This is a genomic window from Streptomyces odonnellii, from assembly GCF_000981895.1.
GTDB lineage: Bacteria > Actinomycetota > Actinomycetes > Streptomycetales > Streptomycetaceae > Streptomyces > Streptomyces odonnellii.
The window spans coordinates 1-10,359 of the sequence record NZ_LATD01000245.1; the positions used below are offsets into that span (position 1 = coordinate 1).

Sequence of the window (10,359 nt, forward strand, 5' to 3'; positions counted from 1 at the left end):
AGCCCTGACTCCGGCCCCAAGCCCCAGCCTCGGCCCCGCCCGTACGCCTGACCGCGAGAGCCGGAGTGAGAGAGCGCTCCCACCCGGAGTGGGAGCGCTCTCACGAGGCTCTCGCGACCCGGTCAACACCGCTCCCACATCCATCGCACTCCGTCAAGACTCGAACGCACAACGGCCGCCCGTACCCCTCGATCAACCCTCAACAGCCGTCCGTGTCAGATGTATTGACACCTCTGTTTCAGGAGTTTTACGTTTCATGGCATCTGAGAGCGCTCTCGGACGCCCTTTCCCCCATGTCTTCGAGGTGCCGTCCATGTTCGTCTCCCGTGCCAGACCCGCCTCCGTGCTGGTCCTCGTCACCGCCCTGGCCGCCGTCGGCCTGGGTCCCGCCGCCGGTCCGGCGATGGCCGCGAACATCCCCGTGGGTGCGGGCAGTTACTCGGACACCCGTCCCGCAGGCACATCGGGTCCCACCACCAACACCGGCACCCCGGTCACCCCCAAGCTGACCACGGCGGCCAGGAACAAGCCCGTCCCCACCAATGACTGGTGGTCCTCGCTGGCCTTCCAGCGGTACGGCGACAACCCGTACTCCACCCCCATGTACGGCCACCCGCTCACCTATCAGGCGACCGCCGCCGGCCTCCAGGTCGGCTATCCGACCGCCCCGACGGTCAGTGGCGACGGCCGCCAGTACGAGTACGCGCACAAGGCCGACCTGACCCTCGGCCTGACCGGGCTCAACTCGCCCGACACCAAGGCCGATTCCTGGTCCGACTGGACCGTCACCCCCTACTGGTCGGACGGCACCCGCACCCTGCGGACCACCATCGGCCACGGAATGCCTTTTGTATACGCCAAGGGCACCGGTGGTGACGCGCGTGTCACCACCGCCGGCACGCCCGAGGTCTTCGCCGACCAGGGCAACATTCTCGGCATCACGGTCGCGGGCCACCACTACGCGCTGTTCGCGCCGACCGGCGCCGACTGGACCGTGGCGGGAAGCGCTCTCACCGCGGGACTCGGCGGCCGTGACTACTTCTCGCTCGCGGTCCTGCCCTCCAGGGACGCCCTCGCGACATACCGGAAATACGCGTACAGCTTTGTCACCGGATCGAAGGTGAGCTGGAGTGCCACGGGCGGTACGGTCAGGGCCACCTACAGCCTCACCACCGCGCCCCAGGAGGGTACCGAGACCGGTACGCTCCAGGCCCTCTACCGGCACCAGTGGCTGAACACCAGCGACGCGCTCACCCCGTACACCTATGTCTCACCGCGCGGCACGATGAAGGTCCGCGAGTCCGCCTCCTTCACCACCAGCCAGCAGTCCGCCGCGGTACTGCCCACGCTGCCGCCGTCCAGCGGTGTCGACCGGGCGCGGCTCAAGGGCCACTTGGACGAGGTGGCGAACGCGGCCGACCCGTTCTCCGGCGCGGTCGACACGTACTGGACCGGCAAGGCCCTGGGCAAGCTGGCCCAACTGGTGCCCATGGCCGACCAGATCGGCGAGACCGCCACCCGCGACAAGCTCATCGGACTGCTCAAGGGCAGGCTGGAGCAGTGGTTCACAGCGGGCGGCGCCAACCAGTTCTCGTACGACACGAATTGGAAGACGCTGACCGGATACCCGGCGTCCTACGGCAGCGACACCGAACTCAACGATCACCACTTCCACTACAGCTACTACGTCTACGCGGCGGCGATCGTCGCCCAGTACGACCAGGCCTGGGCCGCGGGATCGGCCTGGGGCGGCATGGTGAAGACGCTCGTGCGCGACGCGGCCAACCCCAGCCGCGACGACACCCAGTTCCCGTTCCTGCGCGGCTTCGACGTCTACGCCGGACACAGCTGGGCCTCGGGACACCAGGGATTCGCCGCGGGCAACAACCAGGAGTCGTCGTCGGAGTCCACCAACCTCAGCGCCGCGCTGGTGCTGTGGGGTTCCGCGACCGGTGACACCGAGCTGCGTGATCTGGGCAGCTACTTGCTGGTGACCGAGTCCGAGGCGATCGGCCAGTACTGGTTCGACGCCGACCAGCAGGTCTTCCCGGCCTCCTTCGGGCATGACACGGTCGGCATGGTGTGGGGCAGCGGTGGCGCGTACTCCACCTGGTGGACCGCCAACCCGGAGGAGATCCACGGCATCAACGCCCTTCCGCTGACCGGCGGTTCGCTCCACCTGAGCCGTGAGAAGGACGCGATCAAGCGCAATCTCGCGGAGATGGTGCGGGAGAACGGCGGCCCGGCCGTCGAGTGGCGCGACATCCTCTGGGAGTTCGAGGCACTCGCCGACCCGGCGGCGGCCAAGGCCAAGTGGGACGCGGGCAACGCCGGTTACTCACCCGAGGCGGGCGAGTCCCGTGCCCATACGTACCACTGGATCAATACGCTGCACTCCCTGGGCGCTCCCGACGCGACCGTGACCGGGTCGATCCCGACCTCCGCCGTCTTCGTCAAGGGCGGGGTACGGACCTACGCGGCACACAACTTCGAGTCGGTGGCGCGCACCGTCACCTTCTCGGACGGGACGGCACTCACCGTACCGGCGCGCTCGACGGCGACCAGGTAACGCGCTCGACGGCGGCAAGGCAAGGCGCCCCAGTACGGCGACCAGGAGTACGGCGACCAAGCGGGTGGGGAGCGCTCTCAGCAAGGGGAGCGCTCTCACACCGCACATGAACGAACGTGTACGAACCAGCGGCGGGTCCCGGCTCAGGCCGAGGCCCGCCGTACCAGTGTCGTCGGAGTGATCACCGAGGCCGGCGCCTGAGCCCCCTCGCGGTCCTGTTCGAGCCCGCGCAGCAGCAGCCGTGCCATCAGCCGCCCCTGCCCCTCTATGTCCTGCCGGACCGTGGTCAGCGGCGGATCCATTGCCTCCGCGACCGAGTCCATGTCGTCGAAACCGACCAGCGCCACATCGCCGGGCACCGCACGGCCCTGCTCCTTGAGCACCCGCAACGCGCCCGACGCCATCAGATCGTTGGCGGCGAACACCGCGTCCAGATCGGGATACCGCGCCAGCAGCTCCGCCATCGCGAGCGCCCCGCTCTCCGCCGTGAATCCGCCTTCCGCGATCAGCGCGGGATCCGCGTCCGGCAGCACATCCCGGTAGCCGTCGAGCCGGTCGGTGGCCGAGGCCTGGTCGCGCGGACCCGCGATATGAGCGATCCGCCGCCGCCCCAGGTCCCGCAGATACCGCACGGCCGCGCGGGCGCCGCCACGGTTGTCGGCGTCGACATACGGCACGGCCTGATGGTCCTGGGCGGCCGTCCAGGACGGCCGGCCGCCATAGACGGTCGGCATCCCGGCCCGCCGGGTGATCTCCGGGATCGGGTCGTCGGTGTGCAGCGAGAACGCGAGCGCGCCGTCGACATGGCCGCCCGCCAGATACCGTGCGATCCGGTCGTAGTCACCGGGCCCTTCGAGCAGCAGAAGCACCAACTGGGTGTCGTGCGCGGTCAGTTCCTTGCTGATACCGCGGATCTGCTGGGAGAAGAACGGATCGGAGAAGATCCGGATCTCCGGCTCCGCGATGATCACCGCGACCGCTCCGGTGCGCCGGGTGACCAGGGTGCGGGCCGCGTGGTTCGGTACGTACCCCAGCTCGTCGACCGCCCTGCGCACCTTGTCGACCAGCGGCTGACGCACCCCCGCACCGCCGTTGACGACCCGGGAGGCCGTGGCCCGGGAGACGCCGGCGCGCGCTGCGACAGCTTCCAGAGTGGGACGGAAACCAGGGGACGGCTCGGGCAAGGCGTGCGCTCCTCGTCGGCGGCGGATACGGCGGTCAGGGCGGTTACGACCGGGACTGATACGGCGGTACCGTACGGCAGCGTCGCATACGGGGGCGAGCCGGGCCGCCGGACAGCTACAGCCTAACCGCTGCCGTGCAGACTATGAGAGCGCTTCCAAAGCGCCCCATCAGGCCTCCTCGCTCGCCCCGGCCTGCAACCCCCGGCCGGCAAGCGGATGTCCGCCGACTGCCCACTTTTGCACGGGAGTTCACCGGGGTAGCTTCCGCCCCATGGAGATCCGTGCGCGGGGAGCCCGCTGGTCGAGCAGAACGCTGGTCGCGGCGGCCTCCGCCGCCCTGCTGGGGGTGCTGCTCACCCCGACAGGGGCGCAGGGCGCCCAGCCCGGTCCCGGTTCCGGTTCCGGTCCCGCCCCGGGCGGCCGGTCGGTGAAGGAGAGTCAGCCCGTCTACTCGTACGACGACGCCATACGGGAATCCGTCTGGGTGGACACCGGGATCGACGGTGACGAGGACGGCGGGACCGACCGGGTCGCCGTCGATGTCATCCGGCCGGGAGAGCCCGCCGAACAGGGCCGCAGAATTCCGGTGATCATGGACGCCAGCCCGTACTACTCCTGCTGCGGGCGCGGCAACGAGAGCCAGAAGAAGACCTATGACGCCGACGGCAGACCCGTCGGCTTCCCTCTCTACTACGACAACTACTTCGTCCCGCGCGGCTATGCCTTCGTCGCCGTCGACCTCGCCGGCACCAACCGCTCCGACGGCTGTGTCGATGTCGGCGGCCGGTCCGACATCCAGTCGGCCAAGGCCGTGATCGACTGGCTGAACGGCCGCGCCCGCGGCTATGCCACCCGTACCGGCACCGAGCGCGTCCGCGCCGACTGGACCACCGGCGCCACCGGAATGATCGGCAAGAGCTACGACGGCACCGTCGCCAACGGAGTCGCCGCCACCGGGGTCGAGGGACTCGAGACCATCGTCCCGATCAGCGCGATCAGCTCCTGGTACGACTACTACTTCCAGCAGGGCGCGCCCCTCTACGACTCGGGGCCCGAGTGGCTCTCCGACTATGTCGAGAGCCCCGAGGCCCGCGACCGCTGCCAGGCCGTCCAGCAGCGGCTGATCGACGAGGCCCCGCGCACCGGCGACCGGACCGGCCTGTGGAACGAGCGCGACTACGTACGGAACGCGCACAAGGTCCGCGCCAGCGTGTTCGCCGTGCACGGCGGGCAGGACCTCAATGTCCGTGCCAAGCACCTCGGACAGTGGTGGGAAGCGCTCTCTGACGCGGGCGTCGAACGCAAGATCTGGCTCTCCCAGACCGGCCACGTCGACCCGTTCGACTTCCGCCGCGCCGCCTGGGTGCCCACCCTGCACCGCTGGTTCGACCACTACCTCCTCGGTTACGAGAACGGCATCGAGCGCGAGCCCATGGCGGACATCGAGCGCGCTCCCGACCAGTGGTCCACCGACCGCGTCTGGCCGCCGCGTACCACCGAGCCCACGGCCCTGCGCCCCGGTACGGGAACCGCCCCCGGTGTCGGCACCCTGAGCCGTACGCCCGCCAGGCCGGGCGCGACCGAGACCTTCACGGACGACCCCCGCCGGAGCGAGATCGACTGGGCCGCCGCGGCCGGCCTGCCGACCCCCGACAAGGCCGCGTTCCTCACCGGACCGCTCAGCCGTGATCTGCGTCTGTCCGGCACCGGTACGGTCACGGTCACCGCCACACCCTCCACCCCGACCGCGCATCTCTCGGCGGTCCTGGTCGACCTCGGCCCCGACACGATCCGCGACTACGCGGCCTCGGGCGAAGGCATCACCACCCTGACCGAGCGCACCTGCTGGGGCCCGAGCACCACCGCCGACAGCTCCTGCTACCGGGAGACCGCGGCCAGGACCGCGGATGTCGACTACACCGTCTTCAGCCGGGGCTGGGCCGATCTCGGCACCTACGCCTCGGCCGGCCACGGAAAGCCGCTCACCCCCGGCAAGCCGTACACCCTCACCATCGACCTCGCCGCGAACGACCATGTCGTCCCGGCGGGGCACCGGCTCGCCCTGATCGTCGCCGGTACGGACCAGGGCCTCATCGACCCGCCGTCCACCACTCCCACCCTCACCCTCGATCTGTCCAGGACCAGCGCCCGGCTGCCGCTCGTCGGCGGCGCACAGGCGTTCGCCCGCGCCACGGCCGGGCCCGTCCCGCCGCGGAGCGCGGCCCCCGAGTCCCGTCAGCACGGCGTGGCCGAGCCGCGCCGGACACCTCCGATCCCGGGAGACAGCAGCCGATGACCCCCTCCAGAGCCACAACTCCCCCTATACGTACGCTCGTTCTCGCCGCGACCGCCACCACGGCCCTGCTCGCCCCGCTGGCCGCCGTCCCCGCCTCGGCCGCCGCCGCGTCCGCCGTGCCGCGCACCGGATTCGAGACGAGCGAGGGTGCCGACTGGACCAGCCAGCCGCAGGAGCAGGAATTCCTCTCCGCCGTCGACCGGGGCAGCGACCGCGCGTCCCTTTCCACCATCGGCACCACCGAACAGGGCCGACCGCTCCAGCTCGTACGGATCGGTGCCCAGCACGCGGCCACCACCGTGCTGCTGGTGTGCAGCCAGCACGGTGACGAACCGTCAGGACGCGAAGCCTGTCTGACCACGGTCCGCGACCTCGCCTACACCAAGGACCGCGACACCCTGCGTTTCCTGGCCCGTACGAGCGTGCTCGTCGTTCCGACCGCCAACCCGGACGGCCGCGCCGCCGACACCCGCGGCAACTCCGACGGCGTCGACATCAACCGCGACCACATCGCACTCAAGACCGCCGAGGGCCGCACTCTGGCCGCCCTCATCCGCGACCGGCGCCCCGATGTCATCTACGACCTGCACGAGTACGGTGCCACCCCGCCGTACTACGACAAGGACCTGTTCGACCTCTGGCCGCGCAATCTCAACACCTCCCCGGCGGTCCACGACGAGTCGGAGACCCTGTCCGAGCGGTACGTACGGCCCGCCGCGACCGCGGCCGGCCACTCCATCGGCACCTACGGGATCTGGACCGACCCGGTGACCGGCGAGCCCATTCGGCAGACCGCCGGGGACGGGCAGGAGCGGATCCTGCGCAACGCGGCCGGTGTCAAACACTCGCTCGGGCTGCTCATCGAGAGCCGGGTCGACGCGCTGACCGACGCCGAGCAGGCCGATCCGGCGCTGAACAAGCGGCGCCGGGTGGACAGCCAACTCGACTCCCTGAAGGGCCTGTTCGCTTTCACCGACGAACGCAGGGCCCGGATCGTCGCCGCCACCGCCACCGCGCGAGTCGCCGGGCTCAAGGACCGGGGGCCGGTCTATCTCGGCGGCGCGGACAATGACCCGGCGGAGCCCGAGGAGATCATCGAGAACCCGCCCTGCGGCTACCGGCTCGACGCCGCACAGTACGCGGACGTCAAGGACGAGCTGGCCCTGCACGGGGTGCTGTCCCTGCCGCTCGGCAAGGGCGCCTTCGTACCGCTGCGCCAGTCGCAGCGCAATCTCGTCCCGCTGCTTCTCGACGAACGCGCCGCCTACCATCTGACCGCGGCGGCTCCCGCCGACTGCTGATCGCGCTCTCAGGACGACGCGGCGTCAGGCGACAGCCAGCCGGGCCGCGTCCTCCGCGCAGCCCCAGGCCACGGTCACGCCCGCGCCGCCGTGCCCGTAGTTGTGCACCAGCCGCGCGCCCCCGGGCAGGGTCTCGGCCTCCAGCCGGACCTGGGGGCGCGCGGGCCGCAGCCCCACCCGGTGCTCCAGCACCCGTGCCCCGGACAGCGCCGGATGGATCCGGGCACAGCGCGCCACGATCGCCCCGGCCTCGGCGGGGTCGGGGCGCAGATCCCAGGAGTGGTCGGTCGCCGAACCGCCGAGCAGCACCCCGTACGGCTGCGGCATGACATACGTCAGATCGGCGGAGCCCGGCGCGGGCACCACGAACCACTCGTCGATCCCCGGATTCTCCACGACCACCACCTGCCCGCGCACCGGATACAGCGAGGCGTCCGCCATCAGCAGCCGGGCGCCGATCCCGGTGCAGTCCACCACGGCGGGTGCCCGGCCTGCGGGTTCACCGAAACCGGTGATGGAGCGTCGCTCGACGGTGCCGCCCGCGGCCCGCAGCCGCTCCTTCAGATACCGCAGATGCACGGGCATGTCGATCAGCGGGACGGCGGCCCGCAACGCCTGCCCGAATCCGCCGGGCAATTCGTCCGTACGGGCCTCGCGCAGCCCGGGGACCCGGGAGGCCCAGCGCCCCAGACTGTCCAGCGGGGTGTCCGCCATCAGCCCGGACACGATCCGTACACCCGTCTCGTCGGGGCGCCGCGCCAACTGTTCGTAGTGAACCAGCGACCGCTCCAGCCAGGTGCCGACCTGCCGCGCCGGCTCGATGCGGTACGGCCAGAACAGCGCGCCCGCCACCGCCGACGTGGTCCGCCCCAGCGGGTCGCGGGTCCACACCCCGACCCGGTGGCCGCTCTCCGCGAGCACCACCGCCGTGGTCAGGCCGATGACTCCGCCACCGACCACGATCACATCTCTTGTCACACCCGCGTCGCCCGTCACAGAGTTCTCGCCGCCGTTGCCGCCGTTCATGTCCGGACCGTAGCGGAATCCGCCGTACCAGTCCCATTCCGGGCGGTCGGTCGCCGGGACTGGATCCCTCCCTCGGTCCGTACGAACCGACGGGCCCCCTCCGACCGGACTCACCGTGCCCCCGCCCCGCTCCGCACCTCGTTAGGATCGCGGTCTGATGACTGCCACGCTCGTAGCCAAGGACCTCGCCGCCGGACACGGTGACCGCTCACTCTTCTCCGGGCTCGACCTCGTTGTCGCACCCGGCGATGTGATCGGACTCGTGGGCGCCAACGGCGCCGGAAAGTCCACCCTGCTCAGACTGCTCGCCGGGCTCGACACGCCGGGCGAAGGGGCCGTCCGGCTCTCCCCGCCCACCGCCTCCGTCGGTCACCTTCCCCAGGAGCCCGAGCGGCGGGCGGGCGAGACCGTACGGGCGTTCCTGGGGCGCCGAACCGGAGTCACCGCCGCACAGAGCGCGCTCGACGAGGCCACCCAGGCGCTTGTCGACGGAGCCCCCGGCGCCGACGACGCCTATGCCCTCGGACTGGAGCGCTGGCTGAGCCTCGGCGGCGCCGACCTGGACGAACGGGCCGAGGAGACCGCCGCCTCGCTCGGCCTGACCATCGGCCTCGACCAGCCGATGACCACGCTCTCCGGCGGCCAGGCCGCCCGTGCGAGCCTCGCCTCGCTCCTGCTCTCGCGGTACGACGTCTTCCTGCTGGACGAGCCGACCAACGACCTGGACCTCAACGGTCTCGAACGCCTGGAGGACTTCGTGACCGGCCTGCGCGCAGGCACGGTCGTCGTCAGCCACGACCGCGAGTTCCTGGTGCGCACCGTGACCAAGGTCCTCGAACTCGACCTGGCCCAGCAGAAGATCACGCTCTTCGGCGGCGGGTACGAGGCGTATCTGGAGGAGCGGGAGACCGCGCGGCGCCACGCCCGCGAGGAGTACGACGAGTACGCCGACAAGAAGGCGGCCCTGGAGACCCGGGCGCACACCCAGCGCGCCTGGATGGAGAAGGGCGTCAAGAACGCGCGCCGCAAGGCGAGCGACAACGACAAGATCGGCCGTAAGTTCCGCGCGGAGTCGACCGAGAAGCAGGCGGCCAAGGCGCGTCAGACGCAGCGGCTGATCGAGCGCCTCGATGTGGTCGAGGAGCCCCGCAAGGAGTGGGAGCTGCGGATGGAGATCGCCTCCGCGGACCGCTCGGGAGCCGTGGTCGCGACACTGCGCTCGGCCGAAGCCAAGCGCGGCGACTTCCAGTTCGGACCGGTCTCGCTCCAGATCGACCGCGCCGACCGGGTCGCCATCACCGGCGCCAACGGTTCGGGCAAGTCCACCCTGCTGGCCGCCCTGCTCGGCCGCCTGCCGCTGGACGCGGGCCATGCGTCCCTGGGCTCGGGGGTGGTGGTGGGCGAGGTCGACCAGGCGCGGGCGCTGTTCCATGGCTCGGAGACCCTGCTCGACGCGTTCCGCCCGGCCGTCCCCGACACCGAACCGGCCGAGATCCGTACACTCCTCGCCAAATTCGGCCTGAAGTCGGACCACTTGCTGCGCCCGGCGACCACGCTCTCCCCGGGCGAACGCACCCGCGCCGCGCTGGCCCTGCTCCAGGGCCGGGGCGTCAACCTGCTGGTCCTGGACGAGCCGACGAACCATCTCGACCTGCCGGCGATCGAGCAACTGGAATCGGCGCTGGAGTCGTACGAGGGGACGCTGCTGCTGGTCACGCACGACCGCCGCATGCTGAACGCGGTGCGCACGACCCGCCGCCTGCGGGTCTCCGCAGGCCGGGTGACCGAAACCTGAGCCCGCCCGCATACGTCCTCGATCGCCGGACGGGCCCGATTCACCGCGCAACCGGGTACGCACCCGGTGCCTCCCGGCGAAAACAGGCCCGTCCGGCGATCAACGACGGACCGGCTCCGGACGGACGCAGTGACCGTGCACCGGCGTCCGCCCGCACCGCACCCCCCCGTAGACGCTCAGCCCCGGCG

General features: G+C 71.0%; 6 protein-coding genes. 4 read left to right on the forward strand and 2 right to left on the reverse strand.

Features of this window, described 5'->3' with window-relative positions:
• The first annotated feature begins 313 nt into the window (after window positions 1-313).
• Window positions 314-2,569 (forward strand): glycosyl hydrolase, encoded by a 2,256-nt coding sequence (locus WH07_RS22395; protein WP_079023456.1) that lies wholly within the window; start codon window positions 314-316, stop codon window positions 2,567-2,569.
• A gap of 143 nt (window positions 2,570-2,712) precedes the next feature.
• Here the strand turns inward: WH07_RS22395 and WH07_RS22400 are convergent, their stop codons facing one another.
• Window positions 2,713-3,753, reverse strand: coding sequence for a LacI family DNA-binding transcriptional regulator (locus tag WH07_RS22400; protein WP_046502934.1), 1,041 nt, complete (start codon window positions 3,751-3,753; stop codon window positions 2,713-2,715).
• Between the two features lie 271 nt (window positions 3,754-4,024).
• Here WH07_RS22400 and WH07_RS22405 point away from each other — a divergent pair, with 271 nt between their 5' ends.
• A complete protein-coding gene (locus tag WH07_RS22405; RefSeq protein ID WP_046502937.1) occupies window positions 4,025-6,049 on the forward strand; it encodes a Xaa-Pro dipeptidyl-peptidase in 2,025 nt (674 codons plus the stop codon).
• Window positions 6,046-7,350, forward strand: coding sequence for a M14 family metallopeptidase (locus WH07_RS22410; RefSeq protein WP_046502940.1), 1,305 nt, complete (start codon window positions 6,046-6,048; stop codon window positions 7,348-7,350). The genes WH07_RS22405 and WH07_RS22410 overlap by 4 nt, the downstream gene beginning before the upstream one ends.
• Window positions 7,351-7,374: 24 nt before the next feature.
• Here the strand turns inward: WH07_RS22410 and WH07_RS22415 are convergent, their stop codons facing one another.
• A complete protein-coding gene (locus WH07_RS22415; RefSeq protein ID WP_046502943.1) occupies window positions 7,375-8,376 on the reverse strand; it encodes an FAD-dependent oxidoreductase in 1,002 nt (333 codons plus the stop codon).
• 157 nt (window positions 8,377-8,533) lie between these two features.
• On the opposite strand from WH07_RS22415, the gene WH07_RS22420 reads away from it, so the two are divergent.
• A complete protein-coding gene (locus tag WH07_RS22420) occupies window positions 8,534-10,171 on the forward strand; it encodes an ABC-F family ATP-binding cassette domain-containing protein (protein ID WP_046502946.1) in 1,638 nt (545 codons plus the stop codon).
• Window positions 10,172-10,359 lie beyond the last annotated feature (188 nt).

Bases quoted from the DNA above. Each gene is read 5' to 3' on its own strand.
- WH07_RS22410 (WP_046502940.1), top strand. From the start codon at position 6,046: ATGACCCCCTCCAGAGCCACAACTCCCCCTATACGTACGCTCGTTCTC.
- WH07_RS22405 (WP_046502937.1), top strand. From the start codon at position 4,025: ATGGAGATCCGTGCGCGGGGAGCCCGCTGGTCGAGCAGAACGCTGGTC.
- WH07_RS22415 (WP_046502943.1), bottom strand. From the start codon at position 8,376: ATGAACGGCGGCAACGGCGGCGAGAACTCTGTGACGGGCGACGCGGGT.
- WH07_RS22420 (WP_046502946.1), top strand. From the start codon at position 8,534: ATGACTGCCACGCTCGTAGCCAAGGACCTCGCCGCCGGACACGGTGAC.
- WH07_RS22395 (WP_079023456.1), top strand. From the start codon at position 314: ATGTTCGTCTCCCGTGCCAGACCCGCCTCCGTGCTGGTCCTCGTCACC.